24 protein-coding genes are annotated in these 24,241 nt (G+C 37.2%); 15 read left to right on the top strand and 9 right to left on the bottom strand.

Annotation, left to right across the window (positions count from 1 at the left end):
- On the top strand, positions 1-687 hold a 687-nt coding region (locus QMD21_00905; GenBank protein MDI6855330.1), incomplete at its 5' end, for a transposase.
- Positions 688-754: 67 nt separating this feature from the next.
- On the opposite strand, the gene QMD21_00900 is transcribed toward QMD21_00905, so the two are convergent.
- A complete protein-coding gene (locus tag QMD21_00900; protein ID MDI6855329.1) occupies positions 755-2,779 on the bottom strand; it encodes a hypothetical protein in 2,025 nt (674 codons plus the stop codon).
- 49 nt (positions 2,780-2,828) lie between these two features.
- Here QMD21_00900 and tmk point away from each other — a divergent pair, with 49 nt between their 5' ends.
- The gene (gene tmk, locus QMD21_00895) at positions 2,829-3,440 is read left to right on the top strand and encodes a dTMP kinase (GenBank protein MDI6855328.1); all 612 of its coding nucleotides are present in this window, start codon (positions 2,829-2,831) and stop codon (positions 3,438-3,440) included.
- Positions 3,441-3,442: 2 nt separating this feature from the next.
- Positions 3,443-4,216: a metallophosphoesterase gene (locus QMD21_00890; protein ID MDI6855327.1), complete on the top strand. Its 774-nt coding sequence runs from the start codon at positions 3,443-3,445 to the stop codon at positions 4,214-4,216.
- Positions 4,217-4,220: 4 nt separating this feature from the next.
- On the opposite strand, the gene QMD21_00885 is transcribed toward QMD21_00890, so the two are convergent.
- Genes QMD21_00885 through deoC form a run of 6 tightly spaced genes read right to left on the bottom strand, consistent with a single transcriptional unit; the run spans position 4,221 to position 9,525 of the window.
- Positions 4,221-4,964, bottom strand: a complete 744-nt coding sequence (locus QMD21_00885; GenBank protein MDI6855326.1) for an MTAP family purine nucleoside phosphorylase — start codon at positions 4,962-4,964, stop codon at positions 4,221-4,223.
- Positions 4,961-6,325 (bottom strand): NAD(P)/FAD-dependent oxidoreductase, encoded by a 1,365-nt coding sequence (locus QMD21_00880; GenBank protein ID MDI6855325.1) that lies wholly within the window; start codon positions 6,323-6,325, stop codon positions 4,961-4,963. The genes QMD21_00885 and QMD21_00880 overlap by 4 nt, the downstream gene beginning before the upstream one ends.
- A gap of 35 nt (positions 6,326-6,360) precedes the next feature.
- Positions 6,361-6,756 carry a cytidine deaminase gene (cdd, locus tag QMD21_00875; GenBank protein MDI6855324.1) on the bottom strand — a complete coding sequence of 132 codons (396 nt, stop codon included), beginning with the start codon at positions 6,754-6,756 and terminating at the stop codon, positions 6,361-6,363.
- The gene (locus QMD21_00870; protein ID MDI6855323.1) at positions 6,753-7,496 is read right to left on the bottom strand and encodes a nucleoside phosphorylase; all 744 of its coding nucleotides are present in this window, start codon (positions 7,494-7,496) and stop codon (positions 6,753-6,755) included. The genes cdd and QMD21_00870 overlap by 4 nt, the downstream gene beginning before the upstream one ends.
- A 2-nt stretch (positions 7,497-7,498) precedes the next feature.
- Positions 7,499-8,866 (bottom strand): phosphoglucomutase, encoded by a 1,368-nt coding sequence (locus QMD21_00865; GenBank protein MDI6855322.1) that lies wholly within the window; start codon positions 8,864-8,866, stop codon positions 7,499-7,501.
- A complete protein-coding gene (gene deoC / locus QMD21_00860) occupies positions 8,863-9,525 on the bottom strand; it encodes a deoxyribose-phosphate aldolase (GenBank protein MDI6855321.1) in 663 nt (220 codons plus the stop codon). Before deoC ends, QMD21_00865 begins: the two co-directional genes overlap by 4 nt.
- Positions 9,526-9,711: 186 nt before the next feature.
- On the opposite strand from deoC, the gene QMD21_00855 reads away from it, so the two are divergent.
- Positions 9,712-13,440: a CARDB domain-containing protein gene (locus QMD21_00855; GenBank protein MDI6855320.1), complete on the top strand. Its 3,729-nt coding sequence runs from the start codon at positions 9,712-9,714 to the stop codon at positions 13,438-13,440.
- A gap of 3 nt (positions 13,441-13,443) precedes the next feature.
- Here the strand turns inward: QMD21_00855 and QMD21_00850 are convergent, their stop codons facing one another.
- Positions 13,444-14,004, bottom strand: a complete 561-nt coding sequence (locus QMD21_00850) for a hypothetical protein (GenBank protein MDI6855319.1) — start codon at positions 14,002-14,004, stop codon at positions 13,444-13,446.
- Entirely contained in the window at positions 13,994-15,121 is a 1,128-nt protein-coding gene (locus QMD21_00845) for a glycosyltransferase family 4 protein (protein ID MDI6855318.1), read from the bottom strand. The genes QMD21_00850 and QMD21_00845 overlap by 11 nt, the downstream gene beginning before the upstream one ends.
- A 133-nt stretch (positions 15,122-15,254) precedes the next feature.
- Between QMD21_00845 and QMD21_00840 the strand changes: the two genes are divergently transcribed.
- From QMD21_00840 to QMD21_00790, 11 genes are all read left to right on the top strand, one after another.
- The gene (locus QMD21_00840) at positions 15,255-16,070 is read left to right on the top strand and encodes a PadR family transcriptional regulator (GenBank protein ID MDI6855317.1); all 816 of its coding nucleotides are present in this window, start codon (positions 15,255-15,257) and stop codon (positions 16,068-16,070) included.
- Positions 16,071-16,086: 16 nt separating this feature from the next.
- Positions 16,087-17,553 carry a GvpL/GvpF family gas vesicle protein gene (locus QMD21_00835; protein MDI6855316.1) on the top strand — a complete coding sequence of 489 codons (1,467 nt, stop codon included), beginning with the start codon at positions 16,087-16,089 and terminating at the stop codon, positions 17,551-17,553.
- The gene (locus QMD21_00830; GenBank protein MDI6855315.1) at positions 17,554-17,955 is read left to right on the top strand and encodes a hypothetical protein; all 402 of its coding nucleotides are present in this window, start codon (positions 17,554-17,556) and stop codon (positions 17,953-17,955) included.
- Positions 17,956-17,963: 8 nt separating this feature from the next.
- Positions 17,964-18,248, top strand: coding sequence for a gas vesicle protein GvpG (locus QMD21_00825; GenBank protein ID MDI6855314.1), 285 nt, complete (start codon positions 17,964-17,966; stop codon positions 18,246-18,248).
- Between the two features lie 34 nt (positions 18,249-18,282).
- Positions 18,283-20,244: an ArsA family ATPase gene (locus QMD21_00820; GenBank protein MDI6855313.1), complete on the top strand. Its 1,962-nt coding sequence runs from the start codon at positions 18,283-18,285 to the stop codon at positions 20,242-20,244.
- 48 nt (positions 20,245-20,292) lie between these two features.
- Positions 20,293-20,469, top strand: coding sequence for a hypothetical protein (locus QMD21_00815; protein MDI6855312.1), 177 nt, complete (start codon positions 20,293-20,295; stop codon positions 20,467-20,469).
- A gap of 20 nt (positions 20,470-20,489) precedes the next feature.
- Entirely contained in the window at positions 20,490-20,876 is a 387-nt protein-coding gene (locus QMD21_00810) for a hypothetical protein (GenBank protein MDI6855311.1), read from the top strand.
- A 130-nt stretch (positions 20,877-21,006) separates the two neighbouring features.
- On the top strand, positions 21,007-21,219 hold the full coding sequence (locus QMD21_00805; GenBank protein ID MDI6855310.1) for a DUF5678 domain-containing protein: 213 nt from the start codon (positions 21,007-21,009) through the stop codon (positions 21,217-21,219).
- Entirely contained in the window at positions 21,216-21,503 is a 288-nt protein-coding gene (locus QMD21_00800) for a hypothetical protein (GenBank protein MDI6855309.1), read from the top strand. Before QMD21_00805 ends, QMD21_00800 begins: the two co-directional genes overlap by 4 nt.
- Positions 21,504-21,542: 39 nt before the next feature.
- Entirely contained in the window at positions 21,543-23,756 is a 2,214-nt protein-coding gene (locus tag QMD21_00795; GenBank protein MDI6855308.1) for a CDC48 family AAA ATPase, read from the top strand.
- A gap of 122 nt (positions 23,757-23,878) precedes the next feature.
- Positions 23,879-24,238 carry a hypothetical protein gene (locus QMD21_00790; protein MDI6855307.1) on the top strand — a complete coding sequence of 120 codons (360 nt, stop codon included), beginning with the start codon at positions 23,879-23,881 and terminating at the stop codon, positions 24,236-24,238.
- Positions 24,239-24,241 lie beyond the last annotated feature (3 nt).

Raw genomic sequence — 24,241 nt, 5'->3', positions numbered from 1 at the left:
ATATTACACCCATTTGGTAGAGATTTGGAATTTAAACCACATGTCCACGTGCTTGTTACAGAAGGTGGGTTTGATAGTAAAGTGAACTTTTATCCAAGGAAATTTTATCCTGCAAGAGCTATGCGGAAGACTTGGCAGTATCAAGTTCTAACAAGATTTAAGAAAGCGTTACCAAAAACAAGAGAATATGCTAAGCTTATCAACAGTTTGTTTAAGACTTATGATGGCTTCTATGTATGGCTCCCCAAAGAATCTAGAATAGAATCGAGAAGAGAGATATCAAAATATGTTGGTAGATATATAAGACATCCTGCAGTAGCAAATAGCAGGATATGCAGATATGATGGAAAAGAAGTAACGTTTTGGTGGAGAGATAATGGTGGAGAAATACATTATAAGACAATGAGTGTAGATGAGTTCATAAAAGCGATAATTCAACATATCCCTGAAAGGCAATTTAGACTAATTAGGTATTACGGTGCTTACAATCGAAGAGATAAGAGAATCTTTAAAAAAGCTCTTCAACAGTCAACTATAGCCCAAACGAAGCTTTTTGATTTTGATAAGATTTGGAGATTTAGATGCCCTAAATGTGGTTCAAAAATGGAGGTTATCTGGTATATGTCAGGTCATCCACCACCAGATATTAATTTTGGTGAGAAAATAGAAGATTGGAACTACATTTAGATTAGCTGGAGCTATCTAAATTTCCCCGAAGGGGCTTTCTTGTCAAACAGTGAATCAGTTTAGAATATTATTTAACCTTCGCACGCTTACTTCTCATTGCTATTACTGCAATTACAAAAATAATTACAATGCACAAGACAATTAAATATAAAATTTGAGGTTCTTTTTGTGGCTCAGCATGTAAATATACTATCTCAGTTGTAGCTCTGTTACCAGAAATGTCGCCTGCTTCAACATAAACCCCCACACTATTTTCAAAGCTCCCTAAATAGGCTTGATATTTGCTCTCGCCAACGTAAAGCATGCTCTTGGATTGCCAGCCTGAAGCGTCATTATAGTAAATTATAACATTTTCCAAAACGTTGTTATCAGTAACTTCGCAAATCACATAAATATCTATGCCTTTTTCAACTTTATGGGCACTAAATGATAAATTCGCTATTCTAGGCTTTTCTTTGTCTTCATACTCTAGAATTAAAGTTGAATTACCGGTAAAAGTGATATTTGAAATAGCTAGAACGCTTGTAGAATAGTTATATTCAAACTCCAGACTTTTATTATCACAGACTAATTTTTTCAAACCAATATTTGTGGCTTCAAATGAGATTATAGTCTGATTTAGAAAAATATCATGATTAAAAGCTATAAAATTTATGCTTGCAAAAGTAGCATTCATAGAAGCATTTAAAAACAATAGTGGTATAGATGTGTAGAGAGTAAAATTATTGTACCCAGAGCTTAAGTTCGCATTGAAAATGAGATATTTATTTTCTAGAATACATTCTATAGCCATGCCTTTAGAATCGAAAACGGTCGGTGAGAAACTCTGATAATAAAGCTTAATCGGGTAGGCGCCTAGCTTGCTCACATCTTCTACTATTACTTTATTGATATTCGATTCCGAGAGTATAGTGAAATTAAAAATACCGTAAGTAGAATAATAACCTGAGTAATAGCTACAAAATTTGCTTTTTGGTAGAATCAGAGACATTGCTGTATAAGCATCTTTAGGATCTGTTTTATATTCGCTCCTTGTAAGTAGCACAGCAATAAAATTAGAATTTAGATCAAGATACCCACCATTTTCGAAATCCCAAAATCTAAGATAGTATTGCTCGTAGGGCAGTAAAGTAGCTAAAATAACGCTTTTAGCATAATCAGAATAAGAATTATTATTTGTAAGTTTATAAAGCGATGATAGTGCTATACAGAACCAAAGCTGCGTTTCTGAAGATGCAAAATAAGGTTTTAGCTCAAAAGAACCGTTTTTTTCAATACCTGCATAAGCAAGCAAGAATCCTCTAGCTTGCGCAAATGTTAAGTTACTAATTAAAAAATCTACAATATCCAATGCTAAAATTTTAAACTCAGTTATGTTTGTTAGCTCGTAAGCTTTTGCATTAGCAACTGCAAGTTTAGCATTATGCTCTCCATAGTAAACTGAGGTATTATTGAGCTCTGTCCTATAGCCTTTATGCTTGAAATAATCTCTTTTAGTTGCGTTAAGAGCTTTAAGCGCAGCAAGATAGCTTTGAGTTTTAGTCTCTTTGTATAATTCAAGAAGCGCTATAGAAGCTAATGCTTGAGTATTTAAATCAATACTAGAATTTAAATTAGAGGCATTGAAATAGTCACTGGGCTGATTATTGAGAATAAAGTTACCTATATTTTTTGCTCTTTCTAAATATTTGATTTTCCCAACGATTCTGTAAAGCTCTAAATTGGCTAAAATACCATAGCTATTATCTATAATGTAAAAAGTATAGTTTGAAATATTATACCTATAGGCTCTATTATGGCCATCGTAAAAATTCTCGCAATAATACCAAACTTTTTCTGCCAACTCTAAATAACTATAATCTTTAGTATTATTTGCCACGCTCAGTAATGCTATTATTCCAAGTAGTTGCTGGTGAGAGTAATCAGTTTCAAACCTTCCTGCAGTATAGTTAAAGTTCGCAATTAATTTATCAGTAGAAGATAAATCTATAGAAGGCAAATCCTCTTGTGTATAAACCCAAGAAGTAGTATTGGAAGAGATTAAACATATTAGAAGTAATATTATAATTGAGCCTACTTTATTTCCAAACATTGCTATCGTAAATTATTTTATATTCTCAACTCTTTATCAAATAGTAAAAATGGTAAAAGGCAAACTTATAACTTTCGAAGGTATAGATGCTTCTGGAAAAACAACGCTTGCAAAAGAAGTCTATAAAAAGCTTAAGAAAGAGAATTTAGCTGTAGTGCTTGTATCTGAGCCTACGAACACATGGCTCGGCAAGGCGGTAAGAAGAGCTACCGAGTCTAATGTTTATCCCTGCTCAGAAGCTTTGCTTTTCACAGCAGACCATGCTAATTTAGTCGCTAAAATCAGAAGATGGCTTTCTGAGAAAAAAATTGTGCTCTGCGATAGGTACAATGATTCAAGCTATGCATATCAAGGTGTGCAGTTAAGAAAAATATTAGCTGAGAAGGGTATCGATTCTGTTGAGTGGCTGAAGAGTGTTCAGAGACCGCTTACTATAGTGCCTGACCTGACCTTATTACTTGTTATTGAGCCTGAGCTAGCGCTTGCTAGAATCAAATTCAGAATGAAGTCGAAATTTGAAAGAGTAAAGTTCTTAAAACAAGTGCAAGAGCTTTATTTTGAATTTGCCGCCAGAGAAAAGCGCTATAAAAAATTAGATGCTACAAAGTCGGTAGAAGAGCTTGCTGCTGAGGGTATAAAAGAAATCAAGAAGTTGATGTGAAAATGCGTATTGCACATATCTCAGATTTGCATTTCGGTAAAGGCGTTGACTTCAACGAGAGGGTCTACGAAAAAGGTATCAAAATTCTGAACAAGCTAGAAAAAGATTTTATTTTTGTTTCAGGCGATTTGACTATCGATGGCTTGCTATCAGATTACGATTTTGCGAAGCAGCAGTTAGAGCTTTTAGAAGGTAAGCTTGTAATAGTGCCCGGCAATCATGACGAGCGCAATTTAGGCTATAAACTATTTCCAGAATATTTCGGTGAAGTTGATTTCGTAAAGAGCTTTGGTAAGATTGTGCTCGTCGGGCTAGCTTCTTCAGAGCCTGATACGGATAGTGGAAGATTAGGAAGAAGAAGGCATGAAATTATTAATCAAGCAGTTAAGAATAATAAAAATAAAATAGTAATTGTGGGCTTTCATCATCATTTAACACCTGTACCTAACTCGGGCAGAGAGAAAAACATAATTGAAGATGCAGGCGAAACTCTAGATATAATTTTGAAGAGCGCGATTCCAATTGTGCTGATGGGCCATCGCCATGTACCTTACGCAACGAGAGTGCATAAATCGTTATTAATAAACGCAGGTACTTTTTCATGTAATCGCACAAGAGCTCATTTCGGATACACTTTTAATATTTTGGATATTGTGGAAGAGAAAGATGGCGTTTCTGTAATTTTAACTGTAGTTAATATTCGTGAGGAGCGCAAAACTGAGATGGTGAAACTCAATTTAACTAAAGGGATTTATGAAAACAAGTATTGCGAATAGCTCGTTACCAAGGCCTGCAATCGTTGCAGCTCAGTTTACTTTCGCTAATTTTTATTACAGCATGCTCGACAAAGCTATTCAGCTTATTTTCTAGCTTCTCAACTACTTTAATAGCTTCCTCATGACTTGCTTTTCCATTGCATTTGTTTGTTATTACTACAATAGGTTGATAGCATATTGCTAGTTCACGTGCAAGTTTAGCCTCTGGGGCAATAGTCATACCTACAAAATCAGCGCCAAGCAATCTAGCCATTTTCAACTCCGCTTTGGTCTCGAATTGAGGCCCTGCAAAACATATATAAGTACCTCCGGAATGAGCTTCTAAATTGAGCTCATTAGCTGCAAGCTCTAAAATGTTACTTAATTTTTTACAGAAAGGTACTGCAAAATTAGCATGCTTCGCTTCCCTATCATTAAAAGTCCATGTTTGCTTGGTAAAATCAATTAACTGCTCTGGAAGCGCAAAACTACCAACTTTATATTTAGCTCTTAAACTGCCTACTGCAGAAACAGAAATTATTTTATTTATTCCTAATTTTTTCATTAAAAATATATTTGACCTGTGATTTATTTTATGAGGTGGATATTTTTTTTGTGTATGTCTAGCTATAAAAATTATATTATCATTGTTTATCTTGCCTTCAACATATTCGCAAATACCGTAAGGCGTGCGCGCAGTAAGCTCTCTTTTGGTATCAATACATTTAAGTGCCCTGTATAGCCCTGTACCACCAATTACGCCGATCATTCAAGTATCCCTCTTGCAGCAAGTATGCCTGTAGCACTTGCATTGATTATATCCCTGCTCAATCCAGCGCCATCGCCAGCAACAAATAAATTTTTAATATTAGTTTCCAACCGCTCATTAACTTGCACTTCCATTGCATAATATTTAATCTCAGGTGCGTAGAGCAAAGTAGAGTCTGCAGCTACACCAGGTATTACCTCATTGAGTTTCTCTAACCCTTCAATAAGATTAGTCACTACTCTATGCGGTAGAGCAGTAGAAATATCGCCAGGAGTGACATCTGTAAGCGTGTTTTTCAAAGGATTTCTTCGCAGTCTATCCCACGTAGATCGCCTGTCCCTCCTCAAATCGCCAATTCTCTGAATAATAGGCTTTCCACCACCAATTGTAGTTGCCAGTTTAGCTATGCTCCTACCGTACTCAGTAGTGTTTTCTACAGGCTCCGTAAGCTCTATTCTAACTAAAAACGCAAAGTTAGTATTTTGTGATTTTGCACTCTTTAGTGAGTGGCCATTAACGCCGACAAAGCTATCGTAACTTTCTTTAACTACAAATCCATTTGCGTTAGTACAGAAAGTTCTTACAAAGTCATCGTAGCTTGTAGTTCTTATATGGAATTTAGGATCTTTGTTAATTGCAATTATATGCTCCATAATTATAGCAGGAACTTCTACCCTTATACCAACATCTATAGGGCCGTATTTTGCATTGATCTTATATTTACTAATTATTTTTTCAAACCAATCAACTCCGACCCTGCCTGGCGCAGCAATTACATTCTTAGCTTCTATCTCTTTGTTCTTAACTCTTACTCCGTAACATTTATTGCCCTTTATAATTAAATCTGTAACTTCAGTATTGGTGGAAAACTTCACTCCTTTCTTTACTAAATATTTAGTAAATCTATCAATTACAAAAGGTGCGAGATCGCTACCTATATGGCGCTGCTTGATATCTATAAAATTAATACCTACAGATGCGCATTTCTTCCTTAACTCTAGTATTTTATTTTCATTAGTGCCGTACAGCACTTTAGGCGCTCCGAACTTTAAAAATGTTTTATCTATGTAATTTACAAGTTCCCAAGCAAGAGTTTCCTCTTTAGTTAAATTTACTAAATTGCCGCCAACGTCAGGTCTTAAGTTTAGAATACCGTCTGAGAAAGTACCTGCGCCACCAACGCCGCACATAATATCGCAGGGCACGCATGAAATGCATTTACCTGTCTCTTTCATAGGGCATATGCGCTTCTTAGCTTCCTTACCTTTTTCTATAATCAAGATTTTTTTGTTTTTTCCCACTAATTCGTAAGCTGCAAAAAGCCCTGCTGGCCCGCCACCTATTACTATAACGTCGTGCATTTTCCTACCCAACATAAATCTGTTAAGATAGATAATTATTTTTCGGCTGTCGAAAACGGCATTGGCAAAAGCTCTTTGATACTTCTAACTTCTTTTTTACCTTTTAAATTGCCAATTATTACAAGAACATCTTTACTAAATTCTATTATAGCTTGTCTGCACGCGCCGCACGGCGTTCTTAACTTTTTTCCTTCCGCAACTATTGCAATTGCTTCTAAATCTCTTTCTCCGTTAGCTATTGCGTTTGCTAGTGCATTGCGCTCTGCGCATATAGTTAGAGCATAACTTGAGTTTTCTACATTGCAACCTCTATAAATATTACCTTTTTTTGTTAATACCGCAGCACCCACTCTGAACTTAGAATAAGGCGCGTAAGCATTCTTTAAAGCCTCTTTCGCTTCTTGAATTAATTTTTTATACTCTTTTTTCATCTTTTATAAAGTAGCTCTACAGCCTTCAAGCCTGTTTTTATGCACCTTAATTCTGCTTCCTCTTTCGCTTTATCATTAATAAATTCGTTTTTTATCCTCTGAGCATAGACTGCGCAAACAGCGCCTGCTCTTAAGTTGCGAATACTTGCAAGTGTGAAGAGCACAGAACTTTCCATTTCAAAATTCAGGACTTTGAGAGCGCTTAGCTCTTTTACAAGGTTAGGAAATCGTAATGGAAAGCCCCCAACCTTTCGTGCCTGCGCTCCGTAGAAGCCGCAAGCGGTTGCTGTTAAACCTATATGATAAGGATAGCGAAACGTTTTTGCAGCCTCAGCAAGTGCATTAACTATTTCATAGTGAGCAACTGCAGGATATCCTTCAGGAACAAAGAACAAAGAAGTATTTTCCAATCTTACTGCACCTGTCGATATTACAAGCTCGCCGAGCGCAATGTTTTTTTGTAATGCGCCGCAGCTGCCGATTCTTATAAAAGTAGGTTTTTTTGTGATTTGGCAAATTTCAATAACTGCAATTTCTGTATTATCAGGTCCTATGCCTGTAGACATTACCGTAATCGGTATTTTTTTATAAATGCCTGTAAAAGTCAAAAATTCTCTGTTCCTTCGCTCTATTTTAACTTTATCAAATAATTTAGAAGTTCTTTCAGCCCTCTCAGGCGCTCCGCAAAGTAATATATAATTTGCAACTTCCCCTTTAGCAAGTCCTATATGATACTCCATATTCAGTCGCTCGTAGCTTTACTAACAAGCTCAATTCCAAGTCTCAGCAGCTCTTCAGCCCTTCTCGGCTCTTGCGCCTCTGAAAATATTCTTATCAAAGGCTCTGTACCGCTTGCCCTTATTAAAAGCCATGAATTTTCATAGAATTTTTTTATACCGTCAACTTTTATAGTTTTAACTACTCCGCTATCGTTCCAAGTTTTATCTACTTTTTCCATAACCTTGGTTTTTTTAAATTCCTCACATTCTATAGCCTGCTTCTTTTGATAGAATTTTGGAAATTTTTTGAGCAGTTGCGTTAAGCTCTCGCGGTCAGCTATTATAGCAAGAATTTTTAATATAGCTAATAGAGCGTCAGGCCATAGCATAGGTGAGAAGAAATATTTACCTGTCTCTTCGTAGCCGAAGCTTGCTCCCACTGATAAAATTTTTTCCGCAATAGCAGGTGCTCCTACTCTGCAATATTCTACTTTTGAATTATATTTAGCAGTTAGCCACTCAATCAGCATAGAAGCGTTGATAGGAGTAACGCAAATACCTTTTTCTTTACTGAAAATTTGCTCCGCCAAAAGCGTTGCGATATTATCGTTAGGAATAATCTCGCCGTTATGAGCTATAACTACAACTCTATCTCCATCTGTATCTAAAGCAAATCCTAAGTCGCAATCGTTACTCATTACATTTCTTGCTGTCTCTCTCAAATTTTCAGGCTTAGGCTCAGGAGCTCTTGAAGGTATAGGCGATTGCTCTGAATTGATTTCAATAACCTCGCATCCTAAATCTCTAATAACGCTTGCAAAGAATTGGCATGCGGTGCCATTGCATGGGTCTAGAAGCACACGAAATTTTTTTGATGCAATTTTAGCTTGAGCTTTTGAATCTATGCCACTCAGTGCAATATCACGATGTATGAATTGGGCTGTAGCATTTTGAGTTAATTTTCCAATGGATTCAGGCTCCGCTCTTTTCTTTTCCCATACTCTTTCACTATATTTCTTTTCAAATTCTTCTTCCATCATGCTAGAAAGGCAAGCGCCGTTACTATGAAAAAATATAATTCCTATTCTGTTGTAAGCTAAATGAGAGCCTGTGATTATAGCTCCACCTTCTGAGCTTGAATTTGCAATGTAACATGCTAATGTAGGCGTAGGTACAATACCGCAATCTTCTACATCAATGCCATTACTCAGCAATCCTGCGATAAAAGCATGTTGGATGGCTAAAGCACCGTACCTATTATCGCGTGCAATTGCAACTTTACCTTTGTTGTTTAAGAAGCAAGCGTAGGCAGAGCCTAAATCGAGTGCGAATTGTGGTGTGATTTCTATGTTAGTTAAGCCTCTTATACCTGCGGTGCCAAAAAGCTTCATTCTTTCAGCCCTTCTATTATTTCTACACTTGCACTCGCACCTATTCTAGTAGCGCCAGCTTCTATCAACTTCAAAGCTTGCTCTGCAGTTTTTATACCCCCAGCAGCTTTTATACCAAAATTCTCGCCAACCACTCTTCTTATCAGCGCTACATCCTCAACGTTTGCGCCACTAACTCCAAAGCCTGTAGAGGTTTTTACAAATCTAGCGCCAGCTTCTTTTGCAAGCTCGCAAGCTTTGACTTTCTCCTCTTCACTTAAATAGCAGCATTCAATTATTACTTTCACAGGTACTTTACCAACTTCTTCCGCTATCTTAAAAATTTCTCGTTTTACAAGCTCGTAATTCTTATCTTTCAAAGCACCTATGTTCATTACCACATCTATTTCCTGCGAGCCGTTTCTGCAAGCATCTTTCGCTTCAAATAATTTTACTTCAAGAGTATTCGCTCCTAAAGGAAAGCCTACAACTGTGCATACTTTAATATCAGTACCAAGTAAAAGTTCTGATACTAAACTTACCCAGTATGGGTTAACGCATACAGTTGCAAAATCGTATTTCTTAGCTTCGCTGCAAAGCTTTTTTATATCCTCACTTGTAGCGAACGGCTTTAAATTCGTATGATCTATCATTCTAGCAAGCTGCTTCTTTGTTAACATTTTTTCTACGTTTTTTCATAAACAGTTTCTAAGCACTTAAATTTAATCTGGAGAGAGGCAGAAAAAGTATTTTAGATACCAAACTTATTTATGTTTTCATAGTTATAACACGCAAATTCAAATGAGGAAAATATAATTAAAGTTAATTATTTATAGTATTAAACCTTATTCAAAGATGGTGAGTCGGTGAAAAAACTATTGCTCGGTTTGATAATAGCTATAGCGCTGGCTTTGTGCTTAAACTCGATTTTCGCGCTGCATAGTAACGAATCGGAAGAATTTGAAGAGAGCAAGGTTGATATAATTCTGGTAAACGAGACCAGAACTATTGCATCAGTAGCTTTCAGACAGCACGGCAATATCACTGCTTCTAACAGCACGTTGATACTTAGAGATGCGACTCTTGAAATGGTTCAAGATAGCTTTACTAAACGTTATTATATCTCGTTTGATAATAGTAGCAAATTTATAATAGAACACTCTACATTAACTTCTGGAAAATACCAGTTTTGCCCACTGCTGAAACTTAACGTTACTCTTAGAAATACTACTGTGAGTATTAGAAATTCTACTATTGCTTTTCCTGGTAGTATTTGGTTTGAAAATTGTGCTGTAGAAATATACAATTCAAAATTTACAAACTTAGACCCTAGCGGCACAGGACTTGATATTGACGATAATAACGATTGCCCATTTTTGACTTTTACCAACTCAAATATTACTATTGCGGATTCTAAAATAGAGCATTACTATGAAGCTTTTCTTGGGGAGCAAGCATTTACTTCTATACCTTCAAATCGCACATTTCAGCCTGGAGATAACGATAGTTTCGAGTTTTCACCGTCAGGAATAAATATTGTCACGCAGTATTTGAGTGCCGTTGTATTACAGGTAACTTACACTGGGGAGGAATGGTATAACGGTACGAGCTCAGTGTTATGGTCTAAAGATGGTATAGAGTATGTAAACACTACAATTGAGCCTAAGAATAAGACTGCAACTGAGAGTTATGAACTGTTCACTAGCGGTATACGCACAATAGGAGAGCTCGAAAGGATCAGAGTAAAGTTTGAAAACAACGATTTGGAAAATGATACTAAAAGCAATGTAACTTTCCATAGTGTAAAGCTGGTATTTTCTTATGAAAATGATATATCTCTGACAAATTCTACGCTCCACGCAATTAATACATATATGGATTTAGACTTTAGAGTTGGTGATACAGATCCTACCGGCAATGTACAAGAAACAACGCCTGAGACTTATTTTATAGATGCAAGTTTGACTCATAACGTTTTAAGAGCTAAATTTAATTCAAAAGTCTATCTTTATAACGTTACAGTGGATTCTTCTGAGACTGGCGGTATACCTTATAAAGGCAACCCGCCATTTATATCAGACAGCACTTCTCAAATACTATTCTATAAATGGCTTGAAATTAGAACTACTGACCTGCCTGGAATGTCTATAGATAATGTAGAACTTATTATAGAGAGTAATGCTACTCTTGTAACTCCGCCTCCTGCTGTTATTCTGCAATATCTAGGTAGAGACTTGAGTAATTACAATCGCACTCTCGCTGGTAAAGCAACCATACCGCTACTTAGCGATTTAATGCTACCGTCAAAATGGCCTAACTCAGAATTTGTTGGTAATTATAATATCACAGCGCGGTATCAAACTTACAGCAAACTAAGGAATGCAAGCTTTAAATATTTCCCACTAATTGAAGCTGAGCACAATACTGAGCTCGTTGTTATAAGTTTTGAAGAGCTTGTGCCCGACTTTACTATTACAAAGCTTGCTACAGCTGAACCGCTTATAGAAGGTGAAGTTATAAAAATTAATGTAAAGGTAAATAATTTCGGCACAACGTCAGGCTATAGTGTGAATCTAAAACTTCTAGATAACGGAGAATTATTTCACGAAGAAGACATTGCTCATATACCTACTAATGGAGCGGTAGAACTCTATATTGATTGGACTGCAACCGCAACTGTTCCTAGCGAAGTTCATAATATTACAGCGATTGTAGATGAGCTGAATAGAACACCGGAACTTGACGAAGGAAATAATATCGCATGGGTCCATGTTATTGTGCTATCAAGACCTGATTTGTACATTGAGAGTATTAGTTTTTCAGATTGCTATCCTATAGAAAATGATATTATAACTATTTTTGGTACAATTGGCAATTTAGGTGAAACAAGCGCCAGCTATGAAGCAGAATTTTATGTTGATAATACATTGCTGGCGAAAAGCTCTTTTTATATCTCTGCAAACACCACAGCGAATATAAGCAGCTCTTTTAATACTTCTAATATTTATGGTAAAGTAAATGTGACTGTAAAATTAACTAACTGCACACCGAGCGAACGAATACTTACTAACAACGAGCTTACTACAAGTTTGTTAATTTATTCTGCTAAACGAGGCGACCTTGTTTTAGAATCAGATAGAACTATAGAGCATGACTATCTATGGCCTAGCAATATTGTAATAAGAGGCTGCAATTTATTAATTTCTAACTCCACTTTGACTATTCCTCAAACTTTTGACTGGGAAAACGAAATGATAGCGCTACAAGGTGCTGGAATTGTTTTACACAACAGTACAATAAAGAGCAATTATCAATTGTGTATGCATGTATATGATGGTAATTTATCTGTTACAAACTCAACTTTGAATTTAAATGTCATTACAAAAGGCTCTACAAATATTTTTTCAACCGGAAGCTTATTCAACGGATCTTTAAATATTACTTGTGACGAGCTAGTAACTGAAAGTACTAACTTCGCAAGCAAGAATATATTAGTAAACGCAAATTCCATTTACATAGAAAACTCAGTTCTTAACTCACCTTCAATTAGTTTGCAAGCTCAGAAATCTAGAATTCAGAACACAAGTTTAGCATCGAAACTAGTATTTGAGCATGGTATTATAGAACTTATAAATGTTACAGCGCCTGCAGAGGTTTTAGGAAATGCAACTCTCTATAGATACTGGTGGCTTAAAGTTAATTTTATAGATAAATTAGGTAGCGGGATACCAGATGCAGAGATTAGAATTTATTCTAGAGAGAAAGAGAGCTATATCCAGATTCTAGGCATGAACAGGACTGACGAGAACGGAATAGCGCTTGTACGACTACTTGCTGAAGAACTTACAGCTAAAGGAGTTATACATACAAAGAACTATATTCTTAATCTGAGCTATGGGAATGAAAGCTTTTACCAATACTTCAGTTTAGAAAACAATACTGAGCTTAAGAAGGATTATCAGCAAATTGTAGTTGTGCCTACAGCACTAGAACTAACAGCTAAGCTGAGTACCGAAATTATAGAGGCTGGTGGATTGTTAATTATGTCAGGCACTGTTAGATATAATCTCAGTACGAAGCCTGGAGTGGCAAATGCACTAGTTACTATCACTATAGACCATATAACTTATTCTACAAATACAGATGCTAATGGCAAATACGAGAAGGAAATTGCTGCACCCGGGACCGGTGGTAATTATGGGATAGCAGTTTCTGTAACTGACCCCCACTTTAACTTGCAAGCTATTACTGAAAAATCGCTGGTAGTTCTAGCGCCCCCTCCAAAACCTTTTGATATCCTCCCAGTAATTGTTGCGATAGTAATCGTAGTAATCGTTATTGCAATATGCTTCGTAATGAGAAAGAAACTCAAAGCTTATTTAGTAATTTTGAAAGCAAAGCTCAAGAAGGAAGAGTTCACAGAATGCAGCGAATGCAGTAAAAAAATACCATCTTCACTACGAAAATGCGTTTTCTGCGGAGTCGAATTTGAAGAAGCTAAAGAAGAAGAGCTTGCTAAATGCTCTGAATGCGGCGCTTTTGTACCAATAACTGCTAAGAAATGCCCTAAGTGCGGCGCAGTTTTTAAAGAGTAAAATTTACTGGCGCTTAGCTAACCGTACCTCAATAGCGAAAGGAATATAATTTCCATTGTATACAACTGTTATTCTTTTCCAGCAAAAGCCATATTTACCAGCGCTCTCATTGCCGAAATAATATTTCTCGTTAGTTGTAAGATTAGTAAAAGTAATGTTTAGGTGATAGCCTCCCTCTTTTAGCTTTAGCACAGACCTCACACATTCATACCACTCTTCAGTAGTATTATTTATAAGTTTATGAATTTTGCCCCAGTGTAAAATACCGTAAGTTTGATTGTCTACTCTTACTGTAGAATTTATTGCCAGCCCAATACTTTTATTCTCGGCATTAATTATCTCCTCATACCCATAATCTTCCCAATTATCGATTGCAGTATCAGTATAGAACCCAGGCTGGCTAATTAAAAGCTCTACAAGCCTCATAGTATCTTCTTCTAGATAGCTCATAATCGCAGGTCTGTAGATATTAACTATTGCATAAAAGCCACCAATTATTATAATAAATATTGTAAAAACCATAAAGAACTCTATCAGCCTGGCAATGCCTTTTTTATCTTGCATTTTCTACTGCCCCTAAATATACTCTTTCAATTTTATCAATTACCTTATCCCAAGTTAGTTCTTGAACAATTTTCTCTCTGCCATACTTACCAAACTCTTTACAAAGCTCTATATGCTCTGCAAGATAGTTAATTTTATCAGCAAGCGCTTTTCCGCTCATAGGCTCTACATAAAAGCCGTCTTTACCATCTACTACCGTCTCTTTAACGCCTGGAATGTCCGAGACAATCACTGGCTTAGCGCAGGCAAGCGCCTCTAAAACCACAAGTCCCATAGCCTCAAGTCTTGATGTTGATGGTAGTACTAGAACATCGCAGGCATTGTAATAACCTGGCAGCGCATTTTCATCTGCTCTGCCTGCTAAAATTATTTTGCTCTTTAAGTTTTCAATTGCTACCTGCTTCTCTATTTTTGCCTTAAGCTCGCCAGTACCGACAATAAGATATTTTGCATTTGTATGTTTGGCTGAGCTTATCAAATACTCCAAGCCTTTATGTGCTACAAGTCGACCTACAAAAAGCACAACAAAATCGTTGTTATTTAGGTTATAGCGCTTCCTAATAGCTATACCTGAATTTAAGTCGGGCTTGAAAATGTTAGTGTCCACAGGCGTAGGCATGACAGTAACTGAGCTCTTCCAAAGAGTTCTGGAGGTTGCGGCATAGCCAGAGGTTGTAACAATTATTCTACTTGCTACATTCATTGTGTACTGCCCTAATGTGATATTGTAAATACTAACTATCAATTTACCAATCAAGGATGGAATTTCAGGATCACAATGATATGTTAGTACAAGAGGTATTTTTTGTAATTTACAAGCTACCGCTGCATAATAAGCTTGCAAAGGTGGCGGAGTGTGCGCATCCACCAAATCAAAATCTTTAATAATCTTAGTAAGTTTAGGCGTTATTGGAGTTTTGTAAATTGTAAATAACGGCTTTACTCTCCTTATCTCAATACCCTCATAAAAGTCATATTCTTTTGTATTGGGAAGTAGCGATGTGAACACAGTAACGTCATGGCCTTTTTTAACAAGATATTTTGAAGTATTAATTACGCGCGATTCTACTCCTCCAATATGAGGATAAAAATAAGGCGTTACTTGCGCTATTCTCACAAAAAGAAAATTTCTTTTGATAATATATAAGCGTAGCGATTTCGCCATCAAGTTGTCAAACTGTGTATCGGAACTCGACACGAAATCTATATATAGAAATTAACTTATGCAACAAAAATAGAAGTGATTATAAATGGAAGAAGGCAAAATATCGGCGATAAATACAATTCTTTCTGCTATAGCAAAGCATACTTTGCATTTGTATACACCTGATGTGAACAAATATGCAATTCATGCGCCTTTCATAGGCTCTGCAGCTAAAGATGAAAAGGTAGTTTATATAACTAATGACGAACCTGATGCAGTATCTCAAGAGCTTAAAGGATTGAATTTCGATATTTCTATTATCAAGCCTAGTGGGCTTGGTAGAATTAACTTTAACGACAAACTGAGAATTCTCGTAGATGCAGGCTCCATAGATAAAGAGGAGCATTTGAAAATAGAGAAGAGTCTTGCGAGAGCAGGCAAAAACCAGCTTATGTTATGCACCTATGACGCCTCTAAGCTCGACCCTAAGATTATAAAAGAGTTAGTGGAATGCCATGACAAACTCATGCTTACAGCTAGCGATATCACTGTTCTTTCTTCGGAAACGCTTGACAAGTCAAATATCTCAGACGAGTTTATAGAGAGATTTGTTAAAAACGAGCTTGAGACTATCGTCCTAGCATTAATACTTAACAAGCCTATGTGCGGTACAGATATAATAAAGACTGTGCATAAAGAATTTAACATCTTGCTAAGCCCTGGCACAATTTATCCCCTGCTCCATTCGCTAGAAGAAAAAGGCTTGCTGAAATGCGAGTATAAAGTTAAAACAAAGCTCTACAAACCTCCAAAAGGTGCAGAGCCTAAAATAAGAGGTATACTTAACGAGCATGTGCAAGCCAGCAAGTTTTTGAGTAAGTTTTTGCAGTCTGTAGAGCTGAATAGAAAGACAGTTGAGTAAAGCAACTGGTGAGGGAATGGCTAGGATAAAATTAAAGCCTCTTGAAAAGCTTGAAATTATTGGTAAGAGAAGTGGAGAAGAACCTTTTTCAGTAAGTGGACAGAGAGGTCTCTATCTCTATATTAGAACTGAAGATTTTGATAAACTGAGCAAAATAAACAAGCTGTGCAAGTCTTTACCTGAACTCGCTGGCAAAACTCTTGAGAGTGTAAAGATTATCGGTAGAGGCTCTTTTCCAGGCTATAGACCTTTTTTGGTTAAAGGCCAAGAGGGCTCTTGGCTTTGTATTCTTGCAGAGCATTTTAGGCAGTTAAAAGAGCTCAATTCTGCATACCGCAGGGTTTTGGAAGTGGAGGAGAGAAGGAAGGAAGCCGAGAGAAAGAGGCGCGAAGCTGAGCTTAGAAAAAAATTAGAGGAGAAAAGATTACTTGAGGAAGAAAGGAAGAAAAAACTTGAAAGAGCGAGAAAGAAGAGAGAAGCTGAGCGGAAGAAGAAATTAGAGGAAGAAAGAAGGCTTGAAGAAGAAAGGAAGCTTAAACTGGAAGAGGTACGGAAGAAGAAAGTAGAAGAAAAGAGGAAAAAGGCAAAGAATGCATTGACAAGTCTGAGAAAAGCAGTTGAAGAAGCTAGGGAAGCAAAAGCGCTAAAATATGTTCCTGAGATAATGCAAGAAGTGGAGAAATCGTTCGCTGAAATAAAGAAAGTATTTAGTGCTGCAAAATATGATAAAACTATCAAACTAATACCAAAAGCTGTAGAGCTCGCAAGCTATGCTAAATCAGAAGCTGAAAGAAAACTCAAACTAAAAGTCCCGGAAGGTAAATATCTCTACGGCATAATACCTGCACCTGAAAAAGAAATAAGGTTTGGAAATATTGGAATAGGCGATGGAAGCAGGGTCTATACAATTAATTACAAAGATTTAGCAGCAGTTGTTAGCGATACGCCTGTGAAAGACTATTCTGTGACCGAAGAATATTCCAGAACGCACGAAGGAGTTGTAAGAAAAGTGTTAGAAAAGTATTCTATAGTTCCTGCTGCGTTTGGACAGGTTTTCAAGAATCCGAAAATCCTAAGGGTGTTAATAAAAAAAGCCTATAAGGCTCTAAAAGAATGTACAAAATTGATAGATAACAAAGTCGAACTGGGCGTAAAAGCTATCGTGCCTAAGCAGGCCGTGAAATCTTTAGATGATAAGAAGAAGATAAAGCTTAAGAATGAGGGAGAAAAAATTTTCAATACACTCACTAAAAAAGCTGCGGAAGCGGTCAGAGGCAGATTGTTTAGCGATAGGCTGATTCTAAACGCCTCTTACCTAGTCCCCAAGCATAAAATAAAAGACTTCTCTAAAGAAATTGGGCAACTAAGCGAAAGATATAAGGATCTGATACTTAAATATTCCGGGCCCTGGCCGCCCTATAGTTTTGTATGCGTCAAGATCGGTGCAAAAGGTATAGAAGTCGGAAGAAAAGAGGTGAGCTAAATGGTCTTCTCATATCTAGCATACAAGCTTCTTATCGAACCTACTACCGAGCTCTCTACTCAAATACTTAAAAAAATACGAGATCTTGCTTATTTAGAAGTTTACGATCCTGAAAAAATCAAAGCTGCGCTTGAAGAAAACAAGTTGCTTTATGAGGCAGAGGAGATAACTAAAGAAGATTATGAGAAAATAAACTCTGAGCTCTCGAAAAGACTTGAAATTACTAAGTCTTTAGAAAAGCCTCTTAAAGAAATTAAGACACTTTACGAATCTGGTAAAATAACAAAAGAAAAATATGAGAGAAGAAGGTCCGAAATTATAGATGAGTTTGATCGCGCCCTGCAATTAAAAAAGAAAGGGACTAAAAAAGGTAAAAAACCAAGATATAGGATAAGGAGGTGAACTAAAAAATGCCGTTTTTTGTAGACGATGCATTTCTGCGTATGCTCGGAATATCAATACCACCGTTTGATATGATCTGGCTGGTAGAGCAGATAAGAGACCATACACTGCAAGAAGTGTACAATCCTGATAAGATTAACGACCAGCTAAAAGAAAACAGGCTCCTATATGAGTTTGGCGAGATTTCTAAAGAAGAGTATGAGAGAAGGAACAATGTGCTCAATCATAACTTAAAAATAGCCAACCGCGTAAACAGTATGAATCTTAATAAAAGAATGGATATTTTAGGATGAGAAAAGCAGTGAAGAGAAAGGGGAATCACACTAAATGATTACTAAAGAATTACCTAGTTTTTTATGCGATAAAGACTTAAAGCTCATATTTTTTGGCGGGAAAGGTGGCGTAGGTAAAACTACATGTGCTGCAGCGGTAGCGCTACTGACAGCAAAACAAGCCCGAAAAACCTTGCTTGTCTCGATAAACCCTGCCCATTCACTCTCAGATATATTCGAATGCACGATCGGTGGCAGTATTACTAAACTTAATGAAAATCTCTGGGGTTTAGAAGTAAATACCGAAGAACTTGTAAGGGAATACAAGAAAAAAAACGAGCTATACATTAAAACCATAGTAGATAGGGGCACTTATCTCGATACACAAGATCTAGAAAGATTTTTCGAGCTTTCGATACCAGGCATGGACGAGCTCATGGCTGTACGGAAACTCATAGATTTTATGAAAGAAGAGAATACCTACGATGTCTTCATAATAGATACCGCAGCGACAGGGCATTTGATGCGCTTCTTCTCCCTACCCAAACTGTTAGAAGACTTTGCTGAGATTTTAGGTATAATGCAAGCTAAACACAGATATATAAGATCTACCTTTGCACGGAAAAAGTTACCAAAAGATGAAATGGATTGGTTTTTAGAGCAGCAAATAAGAGATGTGAAAAATATAAGAGCGTTTTTCTCAGATCCTAGAAAGACAGAATTTGTGCCTGTAACAATACCTGAATCAATGGGTGTGGAGGAGACTAAATTACTTCTCGAGACCATCGAGAAGAATAAAATTAACGTAAAGAATATCATCGTTAATCTAGTTAACCAATCTACTGAATGTGATTTTTGCAGATCTAGAGCTGAAAAGCAGAAAAAATATATTGAGCAGCTCAAGAATTTATTCCCGAATCACAACATTCTCGAAAGCCCTTTGTTACCATACGAAGTTAAAGGGTTAAGCAATCTCGAGAAGTTCGGCGAAGTTCTTTCTGGAAAATCATACAAGTATGAGTTAATCAAGAGATACGGACCTGAACAAATATCACCAACCCCCGGACCGAAAATTAAGTTTGATGGTACTCGCAAGTTATACCTCTTTGGTGGTAAAGGAGGGTTAGGGAAAACAACCGTAGCAGCTGCAACCGCGCTACAGCTTGCTAAAATGCTGCCTGACAAGAAAATATTGATTTTTTCTACCGACCCAGCACAGGCACTAGGCAGGAGTTTTGATTTGCTGATAGGTACAGAGCCGCTGCAGATAAAGGAAAACCTGTATGCTGTAGCAATGGATGCAGACGAGGCATTAAACGAATTTAAGCAAACATATAAGAAAGAGATCGACGAAATATTCGAAGGGTTCATCACTGGTGGTGCAGGTATAGACTTGCCATTTGATAGAAAAATGTTCGATAGAACTCTAGAGCTCTCGCCACCTGGTTTAGACGAGCTTATGGCCCTGACTAAAATTATGGACTTCATTGAAGAAGGCAGATACGATATTTTCATCTTAGATACAGCTCCTTCCGGGCATTTGTTAAAGTTACTCGAGCTTCCAGCGATAGTTATGGACTGGCTCAGCGCTCTTATCAAAACCATGATGAAATACCGAAAAATAGTTTCTCTTTACAATTGTATGAAACTCGTGCTCACCAAGAAGAAACTTGTTAAAAACCTAATCTCTCTCTTAAAAGATGAGAGTAGAACTGAGTTTGTTGTTGTTACAGTTCCTGAGAAGCTGGGTATTGTTGAAACAGAGCGCGTAGTTAAAAGGCTTCGGGAGCTTGAGATACCTGTGCATAAGATCGTTATTAATAAAGTCACACCCCTTAGCAGCTGCAGTTTCTGTGCCTCACGAGCAGAAAGAGAGCTAGATTATGTCAAAGATATCTACAATAAATTTTCAAATTTTACAATAACTGAAATGCCTCTGTTTCCACACGAGGTTAGGTCTGTAGATGGGCTTCTAGAATTTGCTCAGGTTATGTATGGAGCTGGATTATATGACTGAGGAGAAGAAAGAAGAAATGAGCTCGAATTGAGTAAGGAGGGATAAAAAATGGCAAAGGAAAAGAAGAAAAAAACAAAAAAATACAAAGTGTTAAGTAGCGTTAAGGGCAGTGGAACAACATATTCTGTTTTGTATTCAACAGCAAGGAGTCCAGGTACGAGGTATTCCACGGTAAAAGATAGGTCTAAAGAGCTTGCGCTTGCAAAGAGAAGAAAGAAAAAATAAAAGAAAAGGGGTGAAAAAAAATGGCTGAAGCTGTAGAAAAGTTAGAAGAAGAGCTAAAAAAGAAAAAAGACGAGCTTGAAGCAGCGCTCAAAGAATTTAAAGAGAAAACTACTACAAAACCAATCACAGGTATTGAGAGCGTAGAAGAAAAATTGAAGGCTGTTAAAGAAATGGAAGTTGAGCTCATCCAGAAAAAGGAGCCTTTGGAGAAAGCGCTAAAAGAAGTGCAGGAAATAACTTCTAGTATGAGAGAGCTAAAGGCTAAAGCGCCAGAGAAAAAGGAAGAGCTCATACCTGAGATCAAAGCACTGCAAGCCAAGCTCAGCGATAAAAAAGTAGCTTTAGAAAAAGCAATTAAAGAGCTTGAAGAAGTAAAAGAGAAATATACTAAAAAATTTTACGGGTAAGCGATTTTTTTTGAGCCCGGCAGATATAGTCAAGATTGACTGAACGTAAGTTTACTAACTAAGACTCTACTCAACGATATATTTATAAACAGTCACTATTATAATTATATAGAGAGTAATAGGTGATTATATGGGTAGAGAAGAGTTGGAATGGATCTCTAAACATGGAAAAGAAATCGAAAAGCACTCCGGAAAATGGATAGCTATAAATGTGAAAGAAGGGATATTGGCATCCGATAAACTTTTAGATAAGGCTGCGGAAGTTTGTAAAAAGAACTATCCATCTATTAGAGCAGCCTCCTTTTTAGTCCCGAGGAAGGATGAGGAATGGTATATTTTATGATAGAATATCCTTATCTGGTTATCAGAGGAAAACACTTCCCAATAATCCAAGTAACACTGATTAATAAGGGTATCGAAAAAGAGTTTTTTGCATTAGTAGATTCAGGCTCTAGTGTTTCTATCTTCAAATTCGAAGTCGCTAGACAACTGGATAATAAAGTTGAAATCAGGGTAGAAGACTATAAGTTTACATCAAAGATAGCATTTTCAGAAGAATATACCGCAAGCCTTAATATCTTAGGTAGAGATAATTTTTTTCAATCGTTTCTTGATTACTTTCAATGAAAATAAAAGGGAGATCGTGTTAGAAAGGATGTGATAAAGATGCCAGTAACGTTACGGGTAGCAGAAGCAAAGCACCGCGATGCAGGCAGAGGTATTGCTAGAATAGATACCGAGATAATGAAAAAGCTCGGTTTAGTGAGCGGCGATATTATTGAGCTAAAAGGCAAATCTTTAGCTTATGCAATTGTATGGCCTGGCTATCCCGAAGATGCTGATAGAGAACTTATTAGAATAGATGGTAATATCAGGAGCAATGCAGGTATTAGTATAGATGAAAGAGTTGAAGTTAAAAAGACAGAGGCACGGGAAGCGAAAAAGCTCGGTATAGCGCCAGCTCAGCCTGTAAGAATAGTAAGAGGCGAAGAATTTTTACGCAAGGTTTTAGAAGGTCAGCCTGTTGTTAAAGGTCAGCAGCTCAGAGTTGATGTACTAGGCACGCCACTAACTTTTATTGTTACTTCAACACAACCTTCAGGAGTAACTCTCGTTACATCAGAAACTGAAATTGCGCTGAGTGAAAAGCCTATAGAAGCGCTAAGAACTTACGTGACTTACGAAGATATAGGGGGCTTGAAAAGAGAAGTAGGCCTAATTAGAGAAATGGTAGAACTGCCATTAAAGCATCCAGAGCTCTTCCAAAAGCTAGGTGTTGAGCCTCCTAAAGGCGTTTTGCTGCATGGACCGCCAGGCACAGGTAAAACGCTAATTGCAAAAGCAGTAGCAAACGAAACTGATGCTAACTTTTTAATTATTTCAGGTCCTGAGATTATAGGTAAATATTATGGCGAGAGCGAAGCTAGGCTGAGGGAAATATTCGAAGAAGCTGAGAACAATCCACCTTCAATTGTATTGATTGACGAGCTAGATTCGATTGCGCCCAAGCGTAGCGAGATGACTGGCGAACGCATGGTTGAGCGCAGAGTAGTAGCGCAGTTGCTTGCTTTGATGGATGGCTTGAAGACGAAAGGGAAAATTGTTGTTATAGGAGCTACTAATCAACCTGACCTTCTGGACAGTGCTCTAAGAAGGGGGGGTAGATTCGATCGCGAAATAGAAATTGGCATTCCTGATAGAAACGGCAGGCTAGAAATTTTGCAAATACACACAAGAGGTATGCCCCTGGATGAAAAGGTAGATTTAGATAAAATTGCAGATATAACTCATGGATTTGTAGGCGCTGATTTGGCTGCTTTGTGCAAAGAGTCTGCAATGCATGCACTACGCAAAATTTTACCTAAAATAAACATAGAAGAAGAAATACCGCCTGAGATTTTAGAAGCTTTAGAAATAACAATGGACGATTTCTATGGAGCATTGAAAGGAGTAACACCAAGCGCTATGCGCGAGGTTTTTATTGAAGCTCCTAAAGTTAAATGGAAAGATGTAGGAGGCTTAGAGCAGGCTAAACAAGAGCTTATTGAAGCTGTAGAGTGGCCTTTGAAATATCCTGAAGTTTTCGAGACTTTCAAAACAAAGCCTCCAAAAGGAATTTTGCTTTACGGCCCTCCAGGTACTGGGAAAACATTGCTTGCAAAAGCAGTAGCTACAGAAAGCGAAGCGAACTTTATTTCAATTAAAGGTCCTGAGCTACTGAGCAAGTTCGTTGGGGAATCTGAAAGAGGAGTGAGAGAGATGTTCAGGAAAGCACGTCAAGCTGCGCCTTGTATTATATTTTTTGATGAGATAGATTCAATGGCGCCTTCAAGAACTGTAAGTTTCGACTCTCACGTTAGCGAGCGTGTAGTCAGCCAGCTCTTGACCGAACTTGATGGCTTGGAAGAGCTGAAAGATGTTGTTGTGCTGTGCGCCAGTAACAGACCAGATATGATAGACAAAGCTTTACTTAGACCAGGTAGAATTGATAGGCTTATCTATATTCCGCCACCTGGTAAAGAAGAACGAAAGAAGATATTAGAAATACATCTAGAAGGCAAGCCTTTAGCAAAAGACGTTGATCTCGATGAGCTTGCGGAAAAGACATCAAATTATGTGGGTGCTGATCTTGAAGCGATTTGCAGGGAAGCTGTAATGTTATCTTTGAGAGAGGTTGTTAAGCCAGGTATGGATAGAAAGGAATTGAAGAAAATTTTAAAAGATAAAAAGGTAGAGCTGCGTCATTTTGACCAAGCTATTAAGAAAGTCAAACCTACAATGACGCCTGCAGTACTAAGACATTACGAAGAAATAATGAAAGAGTTTGCGGAATATGTAGAAGAAGAGAGACCGAAGGAGAAAGAGGAATGGAGGGTTTAGTAAACTCTGCAATCGAAGTCATTCTTGAGGAGTTTTGCATTGAAAATCCGTGTTGCAGAGTTTAAGCATAGCTCAAGGAAAAGATATAATAAGAGCTAAGCATATAATAGGACGGTGATAGGATGGCGAAAGTGGGAGCGCTGGGGAAGATCGAAATCATCGGTAAGAGGGGTGGCGAGCAACCTTTCCCAATTAGAAGACAAAAAGGATTGTATTTCTTTATATCTGTAAAGCATGCTGAAAAACTCCAGAAAGTTAATGAAGCGTGCAAAGAATACAAGAAACTAAAACCTCTTAAAGCCATAAAGATCATTGGCAGAGGTAGCATTCCAGGCTATAGACCTTTTCCGCTCAAAGGTAAAGAAGGTCTGTATCTCTGCATCTTATCAGAACATTTTAGACAGCTAAAAGAGCTTAACGATGCTTATAAAGAATTAATCCAAAAGAAGAAAAGAAAGCTAAAGGAAAGGCCTAAAAAATAATTG

This window comes from Candidatus Thermoplasmatota archaeon (genome assembly GCA_030018475.1).
GTDB lineage: Archaea > Thermoplasmatota > JASEFT01 > JASEFT01 > JASEFT01 > JASEFT01.
The sequence above is the reverse complement of the archived record's forward strand: the minus strand, read 5'-3'. Positions and strand labels throughout refer to the sequence as shown.